Raw genomic sequence first — 20,543 nt, forward strand, 5'->3', positions numbered from 1 at the left:
CAGCCCCATAGGACAAATTCCGGGAACCAAAGCTGATGACAGGCCGCTCCGCCATTTCTTCCGTGCTTCTGATCGCAGCCCTTGCTGCCACTCTTGCCGCTTGCGGACGAAAAGGCCCGCTTGAGCCGCCGCCTGCGCAGATGATCACCAATGAACAGGGGCGCACGGTAGAGAAACCGAAGGAAGACAAGCCCTTCATCCTCGACAAAATCCTGTAATCCCCCATTCGGATTGTTTCCCGTGAATCATTTTGAATATCGCAACGGCGTTCTTCACGCCGAAAATGTAAGCCTGCCCGACATCGCAAAAGAAGTTGGCACGCCGTTCTATGTCTATTCGCGTGCCACGATTGAGCGCCATTTCCGCGTCTTCAGCGAAGCCTTTGCCGATATGGAAACGCTGGTCACTTACGCGCTGAAGGCCAATTCCAATCTGGCCGTGCTGAAAACGCTCGCCAAGCTTGGCGCAGGCGCCGACACGGTTTCGGAAGGCGAAATCCGCCGCGCTTTGGCTGCCGGTATTCCGGCGAACAAAATCGTGTTTTCCGGCGTTGGCAAAACCCCGCATGAAATGGATTTCGCGCTTCAAGCAGGCATTTACTGCTTTAATGTCGAATCCGAACCCGAGCTGGAAATTCTTTCGGCGCGCGCGCTCAAGGCTGGCAAGGTTGCATCCGTTTCGCTTCGCATCAATCCCGATGTTGATGCCAAGACCCATGCCAAAATCTCAACCGGAAAATCCGAAAACAAGTTCGGCATTCCCCGTGTGAAAGCCCGTCAGGCCTATGCACGAGCTGCAAGTCTTCCGGGTATCGATGTTGTCGGTATCGACATGCATATCGGCAGCCAGATCATTGATCTTGAGCCATTCGACAACGCATTTGCGCTGATGGCGCAGCTGGTTGAGGAATTGCGCGCTGATGGTCACAATATCCGCCACGTCGATGTTGGCGGGGGCTTGGGCATTCCCTATCGCACCGACAACAACCCGCCGCCGCTGCCCGCAGCCTATGCGGAAATCGTCGCAAAGCACATCAAGCCGCTGGGCCTTAAAACCGTATTTGAACCGGGGCGTCTGATCGTCGGCAATGCCGGTCTTCTGATAACAGAAGTCATTTTCGTAAAAGAAGGCGACGCCAAGAATTTTATCATTGTTGATGCGGCAATGAACGATCTCATTCGCCCGACCCTTTACGAAGCTTTCCACGACATCAAGCCAGTCATGGAAGCCAAGGATAGTACCCCACGCATCCGCGCTGATTTTGTCGGCCCTGTGTGTGAAACCGGCGATTATCTCGGCCTTGACCGCGAAGTGGCAAAGCCTGCTCCGGGCGATCTGATTGCCGTCTGCACGACAGGTGCTTATGGCGCGGTTCTGTCGAGTACCTATAACAGCCGCCTTCTGATCCCCGAAGTGCTGGTTGATGGCGACCGCTATCACGTCATTCGCCCACGCCGGACCTATGAAGAGCTGCTTGCGCTCGATTCCGTGCCGGACTGGTTATAAATTAAAGCGAAAGCCTCGTCTTTGCCATGATGCGTGTTATTCTATGAACAACCCATAGGCGTTACACGCATCAGAAAGCCACGATGACAAAACAGAGAAAAGACAGCAAAGACTTGCCAGCCCGCAAGCGCGATGCGTTTTTCCGCCTGTTTTCCGGTGAAGGCGCTGCCCTGCGCCGCCTTCGCCTGCAAAATTTTCTGACAATCAGTTTCGAGCGCCTATGGCCACTCGTTCTGCCGCTGATTCTGCTGATTGCGCTTTTTGCAAGCTTAAGCTGGCTTGGGCTTTTTGCACTCATGCCGCGCTGGCTGCATCTGGGTGTGCTTGGGTTCTTTGCCTTTGCAGCACTGGTTGCGCTCTGTCTGCCGTTCCGCTTTCGCCTGCCTGATGAAAATACCATCACCGCACGCATTGAAGATGTAAATGGCCTGATCCACGAGCCGTTGGCCGTGCAGACCAGCCAAATGGCGACCGGCAGCAAGGACCCTTTTGCCATCGCTCTCTGGCAGGAACATAAGCGCCGCATGGCTGAGCGGCTGAAAAATCTGCAATCAGGTGTTCCCCGCCCGCGCATTCCAGAACGCGATCCTTTTGCGCTGCGTGCCATCGTGGCGCTGCTGTTTGTGACCGCCTCTGCCTATAGTCTTAGCCCGAACAGCGGTCGTATTGCGGATGCATTTCATATTCGCGCCGGTGGCACCACAGCCGTTGCGCGCATTGATGCATGGGTAACGCCACCGCAATATACGGACCGCGCGCCGGTTTTCCTCAGCACCACGACAGATGCGGCAGCCACCGCCAAACCCATCACCGTACCGCAGGGCAGCATCGTCAATATCCGGGTCATCGGTGGCCGTTCTGAACGGCTGACCACGACCGATTCGACCGGCCATCGCAGTGACATTCAGCCCGTTGCCGCCAAAGAAGGCGAAAACCAGCAGGACCTTGTCGATGGCAGCCGTAACTTCCGTTACGATCTGCAACAGGATCAGACGCTGATGCTGTCCGGCACTGATGCGCACTGGAGTTTTTCCGTCACGCCCGACAATCCGCCAACCATCCATTTTACCAAAGAGCCGAGCCATGCGCTGAACGGCACATTGCAGCTCAGCTATGAAATTACCGACGATTACGGTGCGGCAAAAGCCTATGGCGAAATTGTACCCCTTAATATCGACCACGAAGACGAGGAAACGGTTCCTCTTTACGACGCCCCTGATCTGCCGCTTGCATTGCCGCGCCGTGGAACAAAAGAAGCGACAACATCCAAGGACCTGACCCAGCATCCATGGGCCGGTCAAAAGGTAGCGCTCACGCTGGTTGTGACCGATGCTGGCGGCAAGAGTGCGCGCAGCGAAACCAAGATCATCACCCTGCCCGAACGCCCCTTTGCCAATCCACTGGCCAAGGCCGTTGCCGAGCAGCGACGCATTCTCGCCCTTGACGCCACGCAGCGCGACCATGTGCGCGATATGCTTTCAGCACTCATGATCCGCCCGGAAGAGACGATAAAGGACAAAGCCCATTACCTTGGTCTCGTCACCATCCGCACGCGGCTCAAGCTCGCAACCAGCGACGATTCCTTGCGTGATACGGCTGATTATATGTGGCAGGTGGCGCTTGGCATCGAAGACGGCAATTTGTCCGCAGCAGAACGCCGCCTGCGTCAGGCACAGGAAGCATTGCGCAGCGCACTACAAAATGGCGCCTCACAGGAACAGATAGAAAAGCTGACTGCGGAACTGCGCAAGGCAATGCAGGATTTTCTGCGTGAATTCGCCCAGCGTCAGCAACAGAACCCCAATGCCCGTAATCAGCCAATAGACCCGAATGCCCGTATGCTGACCGACAAAGATTTACAGCGCATGATGGACCAGATTGAAAATCTGGCGCGTCAGGGTTCGCGAGATCAGGCTGAACAGCTTCTGTCGCAGCTGCAAGACCTGATGAACAATCTTCAGATGGGTCAACAGGGGCAACCGGGCCAGCAGGGACAAGGTCAGGGCCAGGCCAATCAGATGCAGCAGCAGATGAACAAGCTGGGCGATCTGATGCGCCGCCAGCAGCAGATGATGAACGAGACCTTCAAACTCGATCAGCAGATGCAGCAGCAGCAATATGGCAATGGTGAAGGTGAATTCTGGGATGATCAGCTTCCCGGCGATAACGGCTCTATGGGAAGAGGCGAGTCACAACAAGGTGGGCAGCCAAGCGATATACCGACAGATCTCGCTGAAGCCATGCGCAAGCTGCAACAGCAGCAACAGGCCCTTCAAGACGAACTCAAAACGTTCAACAAGGACCTCAAGGGCATGGGCATTGATCCCAATCAGGATCTTTCTGATGCGGACAAATCAATGGGCAATGCTGCCGATGCACTGGGCCGCAACGAAGGCTCGGAAGCAGGTGATCAGCAAGGCAGCGCGCTCGAAGCCCTGCGTCGCGGCGGCCGTGATATGATGAAACAAATGCAACAGGCCATGGGACAGAATGGTCAGGGCCAAAGTGGTCAAAATGGCCGTGATCCGCTTGGTCGTCAACAAGGCAGCAATGGTTTGTCCGACGGTGATGGCGTCAAGATTCCGGGCGAAATCGATATTCAGCGCGCACGCGAAATTCTTGACGAAATCCGCCGCAAGCTTGGCAACGCGCTGACGCCACAGATGGAGAAGGAATATCTCCAGCGGCTGTTGCAGTTCGATTGATACCAAAACAGCAGCTCGAAATTTGGTACTATTCCTTCACATGCCCGACATAAGGCAGTTGGCGGAAGGAATGTCCAACATCCATGCCATAGCCGACAACGAAATAGTCGGGGCATTCGAAAGCAACAAAATCGGCATTAAGATCGACCTTGCGGCGCACGCTCTTATCAAGCAGCACAGCAATGCTGACGCTGCGCGCACCACGTTCAATCATCAGTTCCCGCACGAATTTGAGCGTCTTGCCTGATTCGAGAATGTCATCAATCAGCAGCACATCGCGATCTTTTACATCGCTGTCTATATCGCGCAGCAAACGCACTTCCGTGCTGGTCGTGCCCTTGCCATAGCTGGAAACAGTGATGAATTCGACATCCGGTTCAACCCCTGCATCGTGCATGGCGCGAATAAGATCGGCTGCGAAGATAAAGGATCCCTTGAGGATCGAAATCGTCAGAAGATTGTGAAAATCGCGCTTGGCAATTTCCTTTGCAAGCGCGAGATTGCGCGCAGCAATTTCCTCCGGGCTGAAAAGCACGTCAATGGTTTTGCCGCCGACCTGAGGCATCTGCTGCGTCTCCTGATTTTTAAGCATAAAATTGCTTTGAAAGGCACGCTCTATACCATGCTTTCGCACAATTGCACCATTTGCCATTTGCCATTTGATTGATTTGATATAGCGTGAATCCCATGCACACAGACATCATCGAACTGCGCTCTTTTTACGATACGACGCTGGGTCATCTGACTGAGCGCTCCATCCGCATGGCGCTGGCAGCGCTCTGGGGACGTGTGCCGGGAGAGCGCCTTGTCGGCCTTGGCTATAGTCTGCCTTATCTCGACCGTTTCAGCGCGGACACCGAACGCAGCTTTGCTTTCATGCCAGCGGGTCAGGGCGCAATTGCATGGCCAAACCCGGAAAAATCGGCGACCGCGCTGGTTTTTGATGAAGAGCTGCCTTTGCCGGATTCCTCCATTGATCGCATCTTGATGGTTCATGCGCTGGAATATTCGGAAAATGCCGCTGAATCGCTCAAAGAAATGTGGCGCGTGCTCGCCCCCAATGGCAGGCTGGTGATCGTTGTTCCCAACCGGCGCGGCGTATGGGCACGTCTGGACCGCACCCCATTTGGCAGCGGTCGGCCTTACAGCCGCACCCAGCTTATAACCTTGCTGCGTGAAGCCAATTTCAGCGTCAACACGATCAGCAATGCGTTGCATTTTCCACCTGTCAAACGCCGCTGGATGATGCGCCCATGCATGGCGGTTGAAGGATTGGGACGCAAGTTCTGGCCGCTTTTTGCAGGCGTCCTGGTCGTAGAGGCACAAAAGCGGCTTTATCAAGGGCTGCCTGTTGCACAACGTTCATCGCGCCGCGTCTTTGTGCCGGTTCTGGCGCCACAGGGAACACCGGTCAGTGGCATGAGAAAAACCCCGACGCAAGAACCCCAAAAATAGCGTTGCACGCTTTGACAGCAAGGTTTTTCTCGACTTGAACGCTGCGGCGGTTTATGCCCGCTGCGTAACCTTAACATCAGTCCTTTTGGCGGAGCCAAAATCATGACCAATATGCAAAACCTCTCCCGTCCCCAGCCTAAAGCCGGTCTGCTCGACATTGCAGCCTATGTGCCAGGCAAGGAACATGTTGAAGGCGTAGCAAAGGTCTATAAGCTCTCCTCCAACGAGACCCCGATCGGTCCCAGCCCTCATGCGGTTGACGCCTATCGATATTGGGCCGATCATCTGGCGATATATCCCGACGGACAGGCACTTGTGCTGCGCGAAGCCATTGCTGAATCGCAGGGCCTGAACATCGGCAATATCATGTGTGGCAATGGCTCAGATGAGTTGCTCGGCCTTCTCTGCCAGACCTATCTGGCACCGGGTGATGAAGCCATCATCACCCAGCATGGCTTTGCCGTTTATAAAATCCAGACGCTTGGCGCAGGCGCAACGCCTGTGACGGTGAAAGAAAAAGACGAGCGTCTTGATGTCGATGCGATCCTCGCTGGCGTTACAGAACACACAAAAATGGTCTTCATCGCCAATCCTGCCAACCCGACCGGCACCTATCTGCCGTTTGAGGAAGTGCGCCGCCTGCATGCCGGCCTGCCGAAACATGTCGTGCTGGTTCTTGATGGAGCCTATGCCGAATATGTGCGCCGCAACGATTATGAATCCGGCCTTGAACTGGTATCGTCAAACGAAAACGTCGTCATGACGCGCACCTTTTCGAAGATTCACGGCCTGCCGGGCCTGCGGATTGGCTGGATGTATGCGCCCTTGCACATCATTGATGCGGTCAATCGTATCCGTGGCCCCTTCAACATGAATTCGGCAGCCATTGCTGCGGGTGCAGCAGCAATCCGCGATCGCGCTCATGTGGAAAAATCGGCCGAATTCAACGAAAAATGGCGGTCATGGCTGGTTGAAGAATTCACAAAGCTTGGTCTTCGTGTCACCCCGTCAGTGACCAACTTTCTGCTGGTCCATTTCCCGGACGATGCCGAACATTCGGCAGACAAGGCAGATGCGTATCTTTCGAAGCGCGGTTACATCCTGCGACGCGTTGGCAGCTACGGCTTCCCCAATGCATTGCGCATGAGCATCGGCACGGAAGAGGCCAATCGCGGCGTTATCGCCGCTCTCACTGAGTTTTTAAAATAGAGCAATGTCTACAACCCATTTTGAGAAAATCGCGCTTATTGGCATCGGCCTTATTGGCTCGTCGCTGGCGCGCATCATCCGTCGTGAGGGACTGGCCAATCATATCGCCATTGCCACACGCAGTGCCGAAACACTCAAACGCGCCGAGGAGCTAAACCTCGGCGACAGCTACTTTACTGACAGTGCGGCAGCCGTCAAAGACGCTGATCTTGTGATCATCTCGGTGCCGGTAGGGTCGTCCGGCACCGTTGCAAAACAGATTTCAGCACATCTGAAGCCCGGTGCCATTGTCACCGACGTCGGCTCGACAAAGGCATCGGTAATTGCGCAGATGCAGCCGGAATTGCCCGGCAACGTCCACTTCATTCCGGGCCACCCGCTGGCCGGAACGGAATATTCGGGGCCCGATGCGGGTTTTGCAGAGCTGTTCACCAATCGCTGGTGCATTCTCACGCCCCTGCCTGACACGGACCAAACGGCCATCGATAAGCTTTCCGCCTTCTGGACGGCCTGCGGCTCGCGCCTTGACCAGATGGACCCGCAGCACCACGATCTGGTGCTGGCCATCGTCTCGCACCTGCCGCATATCATCGCCTATAACATCGTTGGCACAGCCAGCGATCTGGAACAGGTCACAAAATCGGAAGTCATCAAATATTCAGCTTCCGGTTTCCGTGATTTCACACGTCTGGCGTCATCCGATCCGACCATGTGGCGCGATGTCTGCCTGCATAACAAGGATGCAATCCTTGAAATGCTGGCGCGCTTTTCGGAAGATCTTGCATCGCTGCAACGCTCAATCCGCTGGGGCGATGGCGACGCACTCTTCGACCTCTTCACGCGCACGCGTGCTATTCGTCGCAGCATCATCGATGCAGGTCAGGAAGTCGACGCACCAAACTTCGGCCGTCAGGCAGCGAACCCGCCAAAAGGCTAAGGCTACAGACTGGGCAACCGGCCAAGCGGAATAAATCCGGCACTGGCTTTTCCCTTGCGAACTGCAATCTCGATAACGGGATTGCCGTTTTCGTCTTTCGGCATGGCAGAAAGAGCAAACAGAACAGTCGCGATATTGCCGCCCTGCTCCGGGAAAACCGTCTGTCCAGCCTGCGCAAAGGATTGGGGATTGATCATCGTAACCTTAAGGTCCGCATCAATCTCCCCTTCCATATCGATCGAAAACGGTCCTGAAACCGAAAGCATGGCACCATTGGGCATCGATAAGAATGCCTGATTGATCAAGCCGCTATGGCCGCGCATGCGCTCATTGAACGGCGACGGGCTGGGAGCCAGGAATGTTGCGGCATTGGCAACTTCCATATCGACCAGACCATCAATTTCGGGGCTTTTGGCATTGCCAATAACGGATGGCTCAAGCTTCAGCGCCGCAAAACGTCCATTGATCTTAAGCTGGTCATCTTCGCTGCTCATGCGGAAATTCATCTGCTCAAGCTTGCTGATCTGTTCCGTTTTCGTGGTTTCGGTTCGCAAGCCGACCTGAACATCGCGCGCATTCAACTCGATCTCGGTCGGGAAGGGTCGTTCAAGACGCGTGTTGGAGGTGAATGTATTCCAGTTGACTTCAAGCGGCTTGATACCGGGAAACTCGACAAAGGCCGGACCAGTTAGTGCATTGCTGAGCGAATACGGCGCATAGACCGGTGAACCGGACGTAAAGCGACCGGCACGCAATGACATGCCTTCAGAGGGCTTCTGCCATGAGACGCTGGAGCAAATCACATTCACGCGCAATGGATAGCCGCCCATATGCAGATCTTCGCACTGCACGCCGACACCCTGCGAAGCAAGCTTGGCCATATCGGCCTTGGCGCGCGCTTCAATCTTGCCTGCCACATAGAACCAGCCTGCCGTATAGGCAGCAACCAGCACAAGGACGATAACCGCAATCGTGATTGGGCGCTTTCTGGATTTCTTGTATTCAATTCCAGCATGCACCATCGAAAAAGCCCCGTTTCATCATAAGTATCAGACGTATCGGAACACGTCACCAATACGCATAAACGATTATATCTGTTTCTGTTCCCGCCAAGTGGTGTTCATATTATGGCAGGAATGAGTCATGCAAAGTTTCGCCGAATAAAAAAGAGTTATATCCTGAGAATCCCGATAAAAACTCGCCATAATAGAACATATATTGATGTCCATCATGACAATGCAGACCGACGAACAACGAATGAACGATTTCTGGGTATTTGGTTACGGCTCATTGATGTGGAGGCCGGGCTTTGCGCATGTCGAAACCATGCGTGCACGCCTGCATGGTTATCGTCGCAGCCTGTGCATCTATTCACACGTCCATCGCGGAACACCAGACCATCCCGGCCTTGTGCTGGGACTGGATGCAGGAGGGTCGTGCCTTGGCATCGCTTTCCGTGTTCCGGGCGATATGACGGAGGAAGTTATGGTCTATTTGCGCGAACGCGAAATGTCGAACAACGTTTATCATGAAAAATGGCTTGGCCTGCGCCTTGCTGATGGTCGCGACGTGAAAGCCGTAACCTATGTTGCAGACCGCCGTCATACCCAATATGCGGGATCACTCACAGCGCAGGATGCGGCAGCAATCGTCGCCACGGCGCGTGGCGAATCCGGCGCCAATGTCGATTATGTTGCAAACACGCTCGAACACCTGCGCAATATGCGTGTACGCGATCCGGCGCTGGAGCATGTGACAGACCTTGTGCGCCAAAACATTGAAAACCATAAGCGTGATGAGCGCTGATTGTTATTTTCTACGACAAGTTCAGATTTCGAAGGAGCAAGCCATAGTCCCGGACTGAAAATTTGAACTGAACGATGCCTCAACCCTTGTTCTCGCCCAATGCAACCGCTACATCTCGGCAGGCTTTCAAGGAGACTATTTTTATGATCGCATTTTTTCGCACCATTGATTTGGCGCTCGATATCTACACGTGGATCATCATCGCAAGCGCCGTTTTCTCATGGCTCTATGCGTTCAACGTGGTCAATTCTTCCAATCGGTTTGTCGCATCCATCGGTGAATTTCTTTACAAAGTCACCGAACCGGTTCTGCGCCCAATCCGCAATATCCTGCCCAATCTCGGTGGCATCGATATTTCACCGGTCGTGCTTTTGCTGATTATCTTCTTCATCCGCCAGTTTATGTGGACGACGCTACTTCCGGCCCTTCTGTAAGAGGCCGACAACGTACCCAGCCAACAAAAACGCCCGGACTTTCATCCGGGCGTTTTTGTTTAAAACATATAAGAGAGATTACTTGCCCTTGGCGCGTTCAATCGCTTCAACGATGAACTTGCGCGCGTAATCTTCATCACCCCAGTCACCGATCTTCACCCACTTGCCAGGTTCCAGATCCTTATAGTGCTCGAAGAAATGCGCGATCTGCTTGAGCGTGATTTCCGGAAGATCGGAGTAATCATGCACCTTTGCATAACGCTGCGTGAGGTTTGGCGAAGGAACGGCAATAATCTTCTCGTCCTTGCCGGAATTGTCTTCCATGACCAGAACGCCGATTGGGCGAACATTGATCACGCAACCAGGGATCAAGGGACGGGTATTGCAAACCAGAACGTCGATCGGGTCGCCATCTTCCGAAAGCGTGTGCGGCACGAAGCCGTAATTGCCCGGATAGGTCATAGGCGTATAGAGGAAACGGTCCACAATCAGGGCGCCAGCCTTCTTGTCCATCTCGTACTTGATCGGCTGTCCGCCGACCGGCACTTCGATGATCACGTTGACGTCTTCTGGCGGATTGTTGCCGATGGAGATAGCATCAATATTCATGATGGGTCCTTTCGTGTCGCGCTCTGATAACGGGTTTCATGATTGCGTGCAAGAAAAACGAAAGTTCAACAAAACGCGGCGAATTGTCATTCTCGTCAGACGAAACAGAGCGGATGGGGATGATTGGGTTGTTGTGAGGATTATTCACCAAGCTCTTTAAGCCGCTGAACGGCTGTCGGTGGCATCGGCGGAGCATTTGCGTCACGGCTTGCTGCGACCAGAAGGTCATCGCAGGCGTTTTCCGTCGTCTCGATCAATCGACGCAGGAATTCTTCTTTCTCAAGCCCTGCCGGGATCAGCGGCAGGACGCGACAACGAATGGTTCCCGGAAAACGCAGGAATTTACGGCGCGGCCAATAAAGCCCGGCATTATGCGCAATCGGCAGAACCGGAAGGTTGAGCGCTTCATAAAGATGCACAATGCCGTATTTGTATTGCGGCGGCGCACCGGGCGAGCGACGCGTCCCTTCAGGATAGATAAGAATCTGGCGGCCCTCAGCGATCGCCTTCTGAGCCCCCTTGGTGATGGAATGCAGCGCTTTCACGCGTGATCCGCGGTCAACGGGGATCATCTCCATCTTGGCAACATACCAGCCAAACAGCGGTATGCGCATAAGCTCACGCTTGAGAATGAGCACCGGATCGTCAAGCTGCGGCAGAAAAGCATACGTATCCCACGCCGACTGATGCTTGGGCGCTACAATATAAGCACCGTGCGGAATATTCTCGAGGCCTTCGATGACATAATCGGTGCCAGCGATATATTTCTGCAGCCACAGATTGACCCGTGCCCAAAGTTTGGGAACGATCCACGCCTTCTTGCGTGGGAGCAAAAAATAAAACGGCGTATAAAGGATCATCTGCAGCAAAGTGCAGATGTAAAACGCCAGATTGAATAAGACGGAGCGCAGATAGAGAAGCATCGTATCGGCGAGAACCTTTAGAGCATGTCCAGCAAAAGTGCGTAGCGGTTTTGCAGAGGAGAATGCGTAAAAACAAAAAGCTTTCCCATGAAAGCTGCGGAAACCGATATATCAGGAAGTTTTGGAATTTCCATCAGGAAATCCCGCGACACAATGTTCAATTCTGTATCAGCCAAAGAGCCTATCCAAGATCTTCGCTCCACCCACACGCATGGCTGCTCCGAGATATTTCACATATTCAATGAACAGAACCCGCAGCGTGTCGCCCTCGGCAACCCAGCTATGGGGGCGACTTTCGGTATTGACGACCGGATAAGGAACAAATTCCACATCCTGCATACGATAGGACATTTCAAGAATGCTGCGCGGGATATGGTAATTATTAGTGACCACGATGACGCGATGATAATTGTTGTTGCGAATCCAGCGCTCGCTCTGCGTTGCATTGCCCACCGTGTTGAGTGCGGACCGGTCGAGATCAACACAGCAATCAAACAGGCTCTGGTCGAATTGCGTGGCACGCTGCAAGGATTTTTCAGTGGTCGATGGATGCACGCCGCTGATCAGCAAGCGCTTGCCCTGCTTTTCTTCGAGAAGATCAAGCGCTGCCTTTATGCGTGACTGACCACCTGTCAAAACCACAATGGCATCAGCCGATTCTGCTATCACCGGCGATTGCATGCTGGTGACTTTCTCACTGAAGGCAACAAAGCCGATCAGGAAGGCAACAAGAGCCAGAAAAAGAACAATGGAAACCGGCTGAAGTCGTCGAAATACACGCATCAGGACTGACCACAAAAATTTACCCACCACAGGCGCAAGAGCCGGTGGTGCATCCGTTGTATGGCTGCGGCGCCACACCACAACACCCGTTGCCGAATCACGGGCAACAGCGCCGGAATGGCTTTTCGCGTCTCTGGCTGCCTCTGCATCTGTACTTTCTGGATACCCTGCCAATGCCGTCTTCTGAAAGTCGCGTGTATTTCGCTTGTTATCATAACCATCATTGCGGCGATAACTCGGAAACTTACCGGAAATTCGCATCTTCCGGCCGCTACTGGCAAAAAAGACAGTCATTCGGCACGCACCCCCGGACCGTCCATCGTGGCAAGCTGACGAACAACCGTCAAACGACTGGTCAGCATGGTCAGCACACTCACCAGAAGGATGATCGCACCCACGCCAATATAGCCATCGCGGCCAATGGCGAAATTGCCAAACATCGCCGCTGCCTGATCACCGGCAGGTGTCGCTATCTGCCGGGATGCCCACCATGAAAACACAAGGAAAACCAGCATCGCGGCCATTCCGCCAAACAGCGCGCCTTTCAGGGCTGTGCGGAAAAAATGCCATTCAAACTCACGCGCAACGAATTTCGATTCGGCACCGATGAAATGCAGAACTTCGATAATATGCCCATTGCCGGACATGGCACCGCGGGTTGCAAAGATAACCGTCAGCACTGTCGCCGCAATCACCAGCGACAACACACCGGTTCCGATCAGCACTGTGGTGTTGGCCATCAAAACCAGCCTGTCGACCCATGTGCGATGATCGTCAAAACTCGCACTTGGAATGGCGCGGGTGATTTCCGCCCGCATGGTTTCAAAATCCGGTGGTGAATTTTCGTCAATCGTCACGACAACCAGACGCGGCACTGGCAATTCATCGATATTGAGTCCGCTGCCAAGCCAGGGCTCAAGCAGACGCGCCGTCGCATCCTTGTCGATGATACCTGTGCTTTTCACCCCGGCAAAACCGCGTGCGATGGTGCTTGCATCCTGAAGCGCCTTTTCCATATCAAGACCATCGACTGGGCGGATCTGAATGGTCGCCTCCCGCGCAATCTGGCTTTGCCATTGCGCAGCCGACGCGCGCACCAGCGTGACACCGCCAAGGGTGAGACAGGCAAGGAAGGTCATGATCGCAATCACCGCAACGAGCGCCGTGCCAGTTACGCTTCCATCGGGCACAATGGGGCTTGGCCCCTGACGCTTTCTGCGTTTACCGATGCGCACCAGCAGCATATCCTTGAGATCCTCAAAGCGTATGCGCACATCATCCATCATTTTGCGGAAAGCATTTGGGCGGTTTCTGCCAGCATCAGTCATAAATATCGAGCCGCCCATGTTCGAGAATCATGCGCCGCGCATTGACCTGTTCCATCAGGGAAAGATCATGCGTTGCGATGATGACCGCAGTTCCGGAGCGGTTAAGCTCGGTGAAAAGCCGCAACAAACGCTTGGCGAGCGGCGGATCAACATTGCCGGTCGGCTCATCCGCCAGCAGCAGTTCCGGCTGATCAATCAGCGCGCGTGCAATCGCTGCACGCTGTTTTTCACCACCCGAAAGAACAGGCGGCAGCACGTTCATCCGGTCACCAAGCCCGACCCAGTGCAGAAGTTCTTCCACCTCATGACGATAGGTCGCTTCCTCCTTGCCGCGCACACGCAACGGCAGCGCAACATTCTCATAGGTTGTCATATGGTCGAGAAGACGGAAATCCTGAAATACAATACCGATGCGTCGACGAAGAAGAGGCACCTGCTTATGATCAAGACGCGCAACATCCTTGCCAAAAATATTGATAAGCCCGCGCGTTGGTTTCAGCGCCATGAACAGCAGGCGCAGCAAAGAGGTCTTGCCGGCACCCGAAGGTCCGGTCAGAAACTGGAAGGAACGCGGCGGAATATGGAAACTGACATCCTTGAGGATCTCTGGCCCCATGCCATATCTCAGGCCGACATTCTCGAAACGTATCACCGCTGTGCTTCTCTAAATTGTCCGCATACTGATAAGGCTGCGGATGAAATCGATATCAGAATGACCTTTAACCTCCATGGTTAATGTGAGGTTAATTTGAAGTGAATTCGGGCAGAATCATCTATAAAAATTGCGCGCGCATTGTGTTTTTATAATGCAGAACATTCAGGCAAATATGCGGACAGGCGCAACAGAACATGATGCGCCAAAGCCTGCATCGGCTTTAAGCACATCCCAACGCGTCAAATCTGCAAAAAGACTTATTCCCAGCAGCCGAGATGGCGACCTTTAAGATTATGGGCATCGATGTCCGTTGCAAGACGAGCATCTTCGCGCAGAAGGACCATGGCCGTTCGCTGCTTGAGATCGATCCGCTGCCAACCGGCACATTCTGTCGGCATGGCAGGCCTGCTGTCGATCCGAACGGTTTCAGACCATGCCGAGGCGGCACAACCTGACACAACCGCACCCAGGGCAATAACCATCACGGATTGCAGAATCAATCTGCATGTTCGTGCCTCAGATTGAATATTCAAGGCTGGCAACTCCCTCTAATGCCCACGAAACACCCGCTTTGCAAAATACATTTTCATCGCAATCAGCTGCATGAAAATCACTTATAGCGTGTGTGCACGTACCCCCGCAATATGCAACACACGCGATCACAGCGATTTAAATTAAGGCCGTAAAATGGCCAATTTAAGGGCTGTTCAGGGCTATTTTTCACGATTTACGCTATTAACAGCGATTTCTAATATAAATGAAATTCAGTCCATAACTTACTATCGCCCCTTCAATATAAACGGATGCTAATAAACTATAATAAAAACATAACACATTTTATGTACCAAAAAACTTGGATATATATTTATAGATATGAATCACATTGGCATTTATCACTGCAACAACACAGGGGCTTCCATGTTGAACAAACTGTCTGCGGAATTTTTTGGAACGTTCTGGCTCGTCTTCGGCGGTTGCGGCAGCGCAATCTTCGCGGCAGCCTATCCCGAACTCGGCATTGGCTTTGCGGGCGTCGCTCTTGCATTCGGTCTCACGGTGCTGACAATGGCTTATGCTGTGGGGGGCATTTCCGGCGGCCACTTCAATCCGGCCGTATCGCTCGGCCTTATGGTCGCAGGGCGCTTTCCGGCCAAAGACCTCATCCCATACTGGATCGCACAGATTTTGGGCGGCGTGGTTGCGGCAACCATTCTCTACCTGATCGCAACCGGCAAAAGCGGTTTCACGGTCGGTGGCTTTGCATCCAATGGTTATGGCGAACTTTCGCCCGGCGGCTACAGCCTCACATCGGCACTGATTGCCGAGACCGTTTTGACGGCATTTTTCCTGATCGTCATTCTGGGTTCGACGTCTTCATCAGCCCCATCGGGATTTGCGCCGATTGCCATCGGTCTGTCTTTGACGCTGATCCATCTTGTGTCGATCCCAATCAGCAATACGTCGGTTAATCCGGCCCGTTCGTCAGCCGCAGCGCTGTTTGCTGAAACCGGCGCAATCAATCAGCTCTGGCTGTTCTGGGTCGCACCGCTGATTGGCGCAGCCATCGGTGCAATCATCTGGAAAGGCCTGCTCGGCAAGGACTGATCAGTCCCCTGACAAATCTGTCCCGAAAACCAGCCTCTTCGGGACAGATATCAGAGCAGTTACGGCAAATGCGCAAAGTGCGGAGCAATCCGCGCACGAAAACGTTGTATCAGGCCTGAGGCGCAGCTTTGTTTCCAGCCTGAACCTGCGCTTCAATCTGGTCGCGATCCTCGGCCTTGATGCCGATAAGCTCCGCCACACGCCACATCACATCCACCTCAACTTCGCTGGCAACACCATCCGCATAGACGATGTTCCACATCAGCGCGATGAAATCGAGACGCGCCTGATAGTCGAGATGGCGTTTGAGAACAGAGGTGAAATCCGACAGGCTGATTGATTCCTGATCGGCTTCTTCGGCAGCACGAATGAGCCGTTTGAGTGCATCGCCTTTCAAGCCATATTTCTGCGAAAGCATGGTCGAAAGCTTGGCGCGCTCCACTTCACGCGCATCCCCATCCGCATCCATGATGTGAAACATCAGTGCAGCGGCAGCCAGTCTTGGATCATCCTCGGAAAATTTCTCGCCGCGCTCTCGCAAACCATTGCCCGGCAACTCTTTTAAAAAATCCAGCAGACGATCGAACATTCACCCTCACTACAGGAACAGTTTCGACAAAATAGCGCATCCCGAAAAACGCGAAACGCTCTTTAGAAGCATTGAAACTAGCGAGATGGTTACAAGGCACAAGACGTCAAAGCGCCTTGGCTGCGTTTCAGCAGCGCAAGGCGGTACAAGCGTGGTGTTTAAGCAACAATATTGGGGTCAGAAGAGGCGCAAACCATTGTTCTGGCTCTTCTGAGCGGCCTTGTTTTCATCCACACCGGGATCGTCAACAACAATATGACCGGGGCGTTTCTTGCTGTCATCTTCGATGTCGGGGTCAACAACATCCAGAACGGCTGGCTTCTCAACCTGCTTAATTTCAGGCTTAACCGGCTCCGGCTTTATCTTGACCGGTTCCGCATCCGGCACAACAACTTCCGCCTCAACCACATCTTCGAATTTCGGCTTTAGCGCATGTTTCTCAACCGGAACGATTGCCTTGCTTTCTGGGCTGCTGTCAGCAACAGCCTCAGCGATTTCCGGCTTTTCCACTTCAATCACCGGCGAAAGCTGCTCGACTGGCACTTTCCATTCAAAGCTATTCAGGCGACCTGTGAGCGGAGACACCGGTGACCATTGCTCAGACACATAGCCGTCTGCCGTCCACGCCGGATCACGCGGCGCTTTAACCGCCTGCGCAAGCCACTGCCGCACCTTGCCCTGATCGCCCGTTTCAGCCTCTTCAATATCTGCAAGCAACAGATAAGCGCTTTCGCGCGGCGCGCCGCGCAAGACCTGTTCGGCATTCTCACGCGCCAAGCGATACTCACCCGCCTCATAGGCGGCACGTGCCAGCGCAAGGCTGCCCTCCGCGTTGTTGGAGCGTAGCGCCACCAGATGCTTTGCCCGTTTCAGGCGATCCTGAACCGTGTCGCCGGCCCGGCCATAAACATAAGTCGAAGCAATATCGGGATGCGGCGAACGCTTCCATGCCGCTTCGAGAATTTTAGAGCCCTTGCGCACTTCGCCATCGGCAAACAGCGCACGCGCTGCAGCAACTGCCGCAGGCACCAGATCAGGAGCCAGCTTGTTGGCTTCAAGTGCATTCGCCTTGGCTTGCGCATGGTCGACATCGATACTCGCCATGGCCTTTGCCGTGAGAAGCGCTGCACGCTCCTTTTTCACCACGTCTTTTCCATGCGCCAATGCCTGTTTGCGCGCATCAACGAGCTTCAAGGCACCATCCCAATCGCCATCCGAGCAAAGCTGCCCCATGACAGCAGACGATGCCCACTCAAGCTGCGGCGCTTCTTTGACGGCTTCCGCCGCATAATGACGAGCGGCCTCACGCGCACCGACACGTTGCGCTTCGATATAAAGGCCCCGCAAGCCCAAAAGCCTGGTTTCCGGGTCCTCAATCATCGCTTCAAAGCCCTTGCGGGCGTCATCCGTGCGCCCTTCCAGCATGGCCGTCTGGGCTTCAAGAAGCTTGATCAGCGGTTCCTGATCGGAATTGAGAAGCTTCGCTGCTTGCTTCGTCATGCGGCGCGCAGCTTCCGCATCCCCGGCACCAGCGGCGATCAGCCCGGTCGAAAGCGACTGATAACCCCGATCACGGGTGCGCGCACGAAAATGCCGGCGCAGTGTGTAGGGTGACTGGATAATGCTTTTGATCAGCCACCAAAGGATTAAAATTGCAGCAACAAGTGCCACAACACCGGCAGCAGCGGTAATCAGCGGCACATTGTAATGATTGCCTGCAAAGGTGACATCAAGTTCGCCGGGACGATCCGCAAGCCACGAAAAGCCAAATCCCAGAACAACAACGATAGCGAAGTAAAGAATCACACGCAGCATGGACGCCTCCCTAATTTGGCGCCGGAGCGTCTGTTGCGGTCTTTGGCTTGAGGCTTTCGCTCACAAGACGCTGGATGAGCGCGTCGGCATCACGCCGTGCCTTCATCTGGCCTGCAAATTCTTCCGAAACAGCCTTGGCATCGGCAGGCAACTGCTCCCATTCCGAAACCGCACGCTCAAGATCACCAGCCTGTAGTGCTGCTTCCATACGCGCCGTTATCGGCCCGACACCTGTTCCGCTGACATTACCGGCAACAGGGCGCACACTGACAAGCCCTTTGGCGCTGGCAACCAGCTGATCCCAGATCCCCGCATCGGCAGGCAGCTTGTTTTCCGTGGCGATGATCGTGTTGGCAACAGGCCCAAACCATGCATTGAGATCGGCAATCGTCGGCACGCCTTTGTCGGCAAAAGCCGCCAAATCTTCAACGGATGTGCCCTGCGGAGCAACCGATGTAAAGGTATCAAGCTCGGCCCTGAACGATCCGCCGCGATCAATCGCTGTCTTCAACGCATTGGCTGCAATCAATACCGATGCATCGGGTTGGCGTGCGCTTTCACTCACTTTGTCCTGAAGCGATACAAGCTTTTGTTCAAGGTTCGAAATCGTGCCGCTATTGCCGGAAACGCCCGCCGCGGCCTGATCGGCTTGATTCTTCGCGTGACTGAGCTGCTGCTCAAGCGATGCAAGCCGTTCGGTCAAAGCTGAAACATCGGCGGAAACCGCCGTGCTCTCGCCTGCCTTTGGCAAGGCCGCAATCTGCTGCTGAACCTCCGTCAGGCTTCCGGCAACGGCTTCCGCCTTGATCTCAGCCGCTTCGACATTCTTCTGCAAATCGGCAAGCTGAGTTTTGCTTGCAGCATCGAGCGGCGCAGGCACTGGATTGCTGCGCAAATCTGCAATCTGCTGCTCAATATGCGCAAGCTGCTCTGCCGTCACACGCGCGCCCGGCGAAGGTACGACATTGCCCCATTGCAATCCGAGCAATCCGGCCAGCGCAATCACACCACCCGCAACACTCGCCAGAAGATAGGCACCGGTCGATCCGGATTTCTTTTCATTCACAGGCGGCACCGATGCGCCAGAACGGGGCATATCTTTCGATACGTCCGGCTTAACACCTGCGGTAAAGGGCGGCTTTTCCACTTGGGGCCCTGTTTTTGAGGCTTCTGGTTTTGGAGCGCTGCCAGGCTTGGCATCGGCTTTCTGAGAAAAATCCCCGACAGGTTCGGCCTTGGGTGTCGCTTGAGCCGTCTTGTCTTCATCGACGCGTTTAACATCTGACGGATCAAGATTGATCGTCACAGGCTTGGTTGCCGGTTTGGAATGTCGCGGAGTGCCGGATTTCGCCATGGGTCCTCTCGTATTCGCCTATCAGGTGCTTCAGAGCTTATCAGATAAAATCGTCAGATGAAGGAAGGTTGCCCGGAAAAGAGTCAAAGTTTGGAAAACAAACGAAAAATACCACGCTCATCCGGATGATCGGCAACAAGCCGCCTCGCCTGCCATTCCTCTGGCAGCATACGGCCAACACGTTCAGAAATACAGAAAAACCGGGTTTCAGCATCCAACTGCGCATGAAATTGCAACTGACATTTCTGCATTATTTCCACAAAACGCTGTGCAGCAACTGCGGAGTAGAGCAGCACCGCGACAAATGGACCGTCCTTGAAAAGCGCACTGATTTCATTGGCTGAATAATCAATTGCCTCAATATCATAGACATCACAGAGCTCCATATTGAGCCCGGCCTCTGAAACCCTGTCCTCAAATATGGACTGGCGCACACGACCGGCAAGATAAAGAAGTCTGGCACTTTTCGGCAGGCGCCCGGCAAGCGTTGCAGCCAGATGCACCGCATCACCACCGCCTTCGATCACAGTCTGAAAGCCCGCGTCCTGCGCTGCCCTTGCTGTGCCTTCGCCCACCGCAAACAAGGGCAATGCCTTCAACGATTCAAGATATTCGGTGGGAACATGCCGAAAGGCATTGGCGCTCGTCACTGCCAGCGCATCGAAAGCCTCATTCTTGATTGAAAATTCAAGCGCGATGGTCCGGCTTACAGGCAGCAAAACCGGCGAAAAGCCAAGATCAGCAAGCTTTGCCGCCGTCACTGACGCCGACGGTTCCGGCCGTGTGATCAAAACACGACCGCCGGTCACTGCGTTTCGCTTTTGCGCCAA

General features: G+C 54.2%; 21 protein-coding genes. 9 read left to right on the forward strand and 12 right to left on the reverse strand.

Translation table 11 applies throughout. The annotated features are described in order from the left end of the window. Positions 1 to 35: 35 nt before the first annotated feature. The 3 genes from lptM to ABE530_RS12690 all read left to right on the forward strand — a co-directional run bounded on the left by lptM (position 36) and on the right by ABE530_RS12690 (position 4,211). The gene (gene lptM / locus ABE530_RS12680; RefSeq protein ID WP_024898585.1) at positions 36 to 218 is read left to right on the forward strand and encodes an LPS translocon maturation chaperone LptM; all 183 of its coding nucleotides are present in this window, start codon (positions 36 to 38) and stop codon (positions 216 to 218) included. A gap of 22 nt (positions 219 to 240) precedes the next feature. Next, positions 241 to 1,506 (forward strand): diaminopimelate decarboxylase, encoded by a 1,266-nt coding sequence (lysA, locus tag ABE530_RS12685; protein ID WP_265982322.1) that lies wholly within the window; start codon positions 241 to 243, stop codon positions 1,504 to 1,506. 83 nt (positions 1,507 to 1,589) lie between these two features. Further along, positions 1,590 to 4,211 carry a TIGR02302 family protein gene (locus ABE530_RS12690; RefSeq protein WP_499694736.1) on the forward strand — a complete coding sequence of 874 codons (2,622 nt, stop codon included), beginning with the start codon at positions 1,590 to 1,592 and terminating at the stop codon, positions 4,209 to 4,211. Between the two features lie 28 nt (positions 4,212 to 4,239). On the opposite strand, the gene hpt is transcribed toward ABE530_RS12690, so the two are convergent. Then, entirely contained in the window at positions 4,240 to 4,776 is a 537-nt protein-coding gene (gene hpt / locus ABE530_RS12695; protein ID WP_499694737.1) for a hypoxanthine phosphoribosyltransferase, read from the reverse strand. A gap of 122 nt (positions 4,777 to 4,898) precedes the next feature. Here hpt and ABE530_RS12700 point away from each other — a divergent pair, with 122 nt between their 5' ends. The 3 genes from ABE530_RS12700 to ABE530_RS12710 all read left to right on the forward strand — a co-directional run bounded on the left by ABE530_RS12700 (position 4,899) and on the right by ABE530_RS12710 (position 7,812). After that, complete coding sequence (locus tag ABE530_RS12700; RefSeq protein WP_499694738.1) at positions 4,899 to 5,666, forward strand: class I SAM-dependent methyltransferase; 768 nt, start codon at positions 4,899 to 4,901, stop codon at positions 5,664 to 5,666. A 102-nt stretch (positions 5,667 to 5,768) separates the two neighbouring features. Beyond that, the gene (hisC, locus tag ABE530_RS12705; protein WP_499694739.1) at positions 5,769 to 6,875 is read left to right on the forward strand and encodes a histidinol-phosphate transaminase; all 1,107 of its coding nucleotides are present in this window, start codon (positions 5,769 to 5,771) and stop codon (positions 6,873 to 6,875) included. A 4-nt stretch (positions 6,876 to 6,879) separates the two neighbouring features. After that, a complete protein-coding gene (locus ABE530_RS12710) occupies positions 6,880 to 7,812 on the forward strand; it encodes a prephenate/arogenate dehydrogenase family protein (protein WP_265982327.1) in 933 nt (310 codons plus the stop codon). A gap of 2 nt (positions 7,813 to 7,814) precedes the next feature. Here the strand turns inward: ABE530_RS12710 and ABE530_RS12715 are convergent, their stop codons facing one another. Continuing rightward, entirely contained in the window at positions 7,815 to 8,834 is a 1,020-nt protein-coding gene (locus tag ABE530_RS12715) for a DUF2125 domain-containing protein (RefSeq protein WP_265982328.1), read from the reverse strand. A gap of 214 nt (positions 8,835 to 9,048) precedes the next feature. Between ABE530_RS12715 and ABE530_RS12720 the strand changes: the two genes are divergently transcribed. Together ABE530_RS12720 and ABE530_RS12725 are read left to right on the forward strand one after the other, a co-directional pair. Continuing rightward, complete coding sequence (locus tag ABE530_RS12720; RefSeq protein ID WP_499694802.1) at positions 9,049 to 9,618, forward strand: gamma-glutamylcyclotransferase; 570 nt, start codon at positions 9,049 to 9,051, stop codon at positions 9,616 to 9,618. Positions 9,619 to 9,761: 143 nt separating this feature from the next. Beyond that, positions 9,762 to 10,052, forward strand: coding sequence for a YggT family protein (locus ABE530_RS12725; RefSeq protein WP_265982329.1), 291 nt, complete (start codon positions 9,762 to 9,764; stop codon positions 10,050 to 10,052). A 78-nt stretch (positions 10,053 to 10,130) separates the two neighbouring features. Here ABE530_RS12725 and ppa read toward each other — a convergent pair whose 3' ends face one another. The 6 genes from ppa to ABE530_RS12755 all read right to left on the reverse strand — a co-directional run bounded on the left by ppa (position 10,131) and on the right by ABE530_RS12755 (position 14,883). Beyond that, positions 10,131 to 10,661 (reverse strand): inorganic diphosphatase, encoded by a 531-nt coding sequence (gene ppa / locus ABE530_RS12730; protein ID WP_024898574.1) that lies wholly within the window; start codon positions 10,659 to 10,661, stop codon positions 10,131 to 10,133. A gap of 140 nt (positions 10,662 to 10,801) precedes the next feature. After that, positions 10,802 to 11,584, reverse strand: coding sequence for a lysophospholipid acyltransferase family protein (locus tag ABE530_RS12735; RefSeq protein WP_499694740.1), 783 nt, complete (start codon positions 11,582 to 11,584; stop codon positions 10,802 to 10,804). 168 nt (positions 11,585 to 11,752) lie between these two features. After that, positions 11,753 to 12,661, reverse strand: coding sequence for a YdcF family protein (locus tag ABE530_RS12740; RefSeq protein ID WP_499694741.1), 909 nt, complete (start codon positions 12,659 to 12,661; stop codon positions 11,753 to 11,755). Continuing rightward, positions 12,658 to 13,653, reverse strand: a complete 996-nt coding sequence (locus tag ABE530_RS12745) for a cell division protein FtsX (protein WP_499694803.1) — start codon at positions 13,651 to 13,653, stop codon at positions 12,658 to 12,660. Before ABE530_RS12745 ends, ABE530_RS12740 begins: the two co-directional genes overlap by 4 nt. Before the next feature lie 34 nt (positions 13,654 to 13,687). Then, positions 13,688 to 14,311: a cell division ATP-binding protein FtsE gene (ftsE, locus tag ABE530_RS12750; protein WP_265983798.1), complete on the reverse strand. Its 624-nt coding sequence runs from the start codon at positions 14,309 to 14,311 to the stop codon at positions 13,688 to 13,690. 296 nt (positions 14,312 to 14,607) lie between these two features. Beyond that, positions 14,608 to 14,883: a hypothetical protein gene (locus ABE530_RS12755; protein WP_499694742.1), complete on the reverse strand. Its 276-nt coding sequence runs from the start codon at positions 14,881 to 14,883 to the stop codon at positions 14,608 to 14,610. 385 nt (positions 14,884 to 15,268) lie between these two features. Here ABE530_RS12755 and aqpZ point away from each other — a divergent pair, with 385 nt between their 5' ends. Continuing rightward, positions 15,269 to 15,955 (forward strand): aquaporin Z, encoded by a 687-nt coding sequence (gene aqpZ, locus ABE530_RS12760; protein WP_265982332.1) that lies wholly within the window; start codon positions 15,269 to 15,271, stop codon positions 15,953 to 15,955. Positions 15,956 to 16,064: 109 nt separating this feature from the next. On the opposite strand, the gene ABE530_RS12765 is transcribed toward aqpZ, so the two are convergent. The 4 genes from ABE530_RS12765 to ABE530_RS12780 all read right to left on the reverse strand — a co-directional run bounded on the left by ABE530_RS12765 (position 16,065) and on the right by ABE530_RS12780 (position 20,543). After that, positions 16,065 to 16,544, reverse strand: coding sequence for a tellurite resistance TerB family protein (locus tag ABE530_RS12765; RefSeq protein ID WP_499694743.1), 480 nt, complete (start codon positions 16,542 to 16,544; stop codon positions 16,065 to 16,067). 177 nt (positions 16,545 to 16,721) lie between these two features. Continuing rightward, on the reverse strand, positions 16,722 to 18,359 hold the full coding sequence (locus ABE530_RS12770; protein ID WP_499694744.1) for a heme biosynthesis protein HemY: 1,638 nt from the start codon (positions 18,357 to 18,359) through the stop codon (positions 16,722 to 16,724). A gap of 10 nt (positions 18,360 to 18,369) precedes the next feature. Further along, entirely contained in the window at positions 18,370 to 19,713 is a 1,344-nt protein-coding gene (locus ABE530_RS12775; protein ID WP_499694745.1) for a COG4223 family protein, read from the reverse strand. A gap of 83 nt (positions 19,714 to 19,796) precedes the next feature. Beyond that, positions 19,797 to 20,543 (reverse strand): uroporphyrinogen-III synthase, encoded by a 747-nt coding sequence (locus tag ABE530_RS12780; RefSeq protein WP_499694746.1) that lies wholly within the window; start codon positions 20,541 to 20,543, stop codon positions 19,797 to 19,799.

The sequence above is a fragment of the Brucella sp. TWI559 genome (assembly GCF_039674265.1).
Classification (GTDB): domain Bacteria; phylum Pseudomonadota; class Alphaproteobacteria; order Rhizobiales; family Rhizobiaceae; genus Brucella; species Brucella chromiisoli.

Excerpts from the sequence above, each read along its gene's own strand:
- lptM (WP_024898585.1), top strand. The coding sequence starts at position 36 with ATGACAGGCCGCTCCGCCATTTCTTCCGTGCTTCTGATCGCAGCCCTT.
- ABE530_RS12690 (WP_499694736.1), top strand. The coding sequence starts at position 1,590 with ATGACAAAACAGAGAAAAGACAGCAAAGACTTGCCAGCCCGCAAGCGC.
- hpt (WP_499694737.1), bottom strand. The coding sequence starts at position 4,776 with ATGCCTCAGGTCGGCGGCAAAACCATTGACGTGCTTTTCAGCCCGGAG.
- ABE530_RS12700 (WP_499694738.1), top strand. The coding sequence starts at position 4,899 with ATGCACACAGACATCATCGAACTGCGCTCTTTTTACGATACGACGCTG.
- hisC (WP_499694739.1), top strand. The coding sequence starts at position 5,769 with ATGACCAATATGCAAAACCTCTCCCGTCCCCAGCCTAAAGCCGGTCTG.
- ABE530_RS12710 (WP_265982327.1), top strand. The coding sequence starts at position 6,880 with ATGTCTACAACCCATTTTGAGAAAATCGCGCTTATTGGCATCGGCCTT.
- ABE530_RS12715 (WP_265982328.1), bottom strand. The coding sequence starts at position 8,834 with ATGGTGCATGCTGGAATTGAATACAAGAAATCCAGAAAGCGCCCAATC.
- ABE530_RS12720 (WP_499694802.1), top strand. The coding sequence starts at position 9,049 with ATGCAGACCGACGAACAACGAATGAACGATTTCTGGGTATTTGGTTAC.
- ABE530_RS12725 (WP_265982329.1), top strand. The coding sequence starts at position 9,762 with ATGATCGCATTTTTTCGCACCATTGATTTGGCGCTCGATATCTACACG.
- ppa (WP_024898574.1), bottom strand. The coding sequence starts at position 10,661 with ATGAATATTGATGCTATCTCCATCGGCAACAATCCGCCAGAAGACGTC.
- ABE530_RS12735 (WP_499694740.1), bottom strand. The coding sequence starts at position 11,584 with ATGCTTCTCTATCTGCGCTCCGTCTTATTCAATCTGGCGTTTTACATC.
- ABE530_RS12740 (WP_499694741.1), bottom strand. The coding sequence starts at position 12,661 with ATGACTGTCTTTTTTGCCAGTAGCGGCCGGAAGATGCGAATTTCCGGT.
- ABE530_RS12745 (WP_499694803.1), bottom strand. The coding sequence starts at position 13,653 with ATGATGGATGATGTGCGCATACGCTTTGAGGATCTCAAGGATATGCTG.
- ftsE (WP_265983798.1), bottom strand. The coding sequence starts at position 14,311 with ATGGGGCCAGAGATCCTCAAGGATGTCAGTTTCCATATTCCGCCGCGT.
- aqpZ (WP_265982332.1), top strand. The coding sequence starts at position 15,269 with ATGTTGAACAAACTGTCTGCGGAATTTTTTGGAACGTTCTGGCTCGTC.
- ABE530_RS12765 (WP_499694743.1), bottom strand. The coding sequence starts at position 16,544 with ATGTTCGATCGTCTGCTGGATTTTTTAAAAGAGTTGCCGGGCAATGGT.
- ABE530_RS12770 (WP_499694744.1), bottom strand. The coding sequence starts at position 18,359 with ATGCTGCGTGTGATTCTTTACTTCGCTATCGTTGTTGTTCTGGGATTT.
- ABE530_RS12775 (WP_499694745.1), bottom strand. The coding sequence starts at position 19,713 with ATGGCGAAATCCGGCACTCCGCGACATTCCAAACCGGCAACCAAGCCT.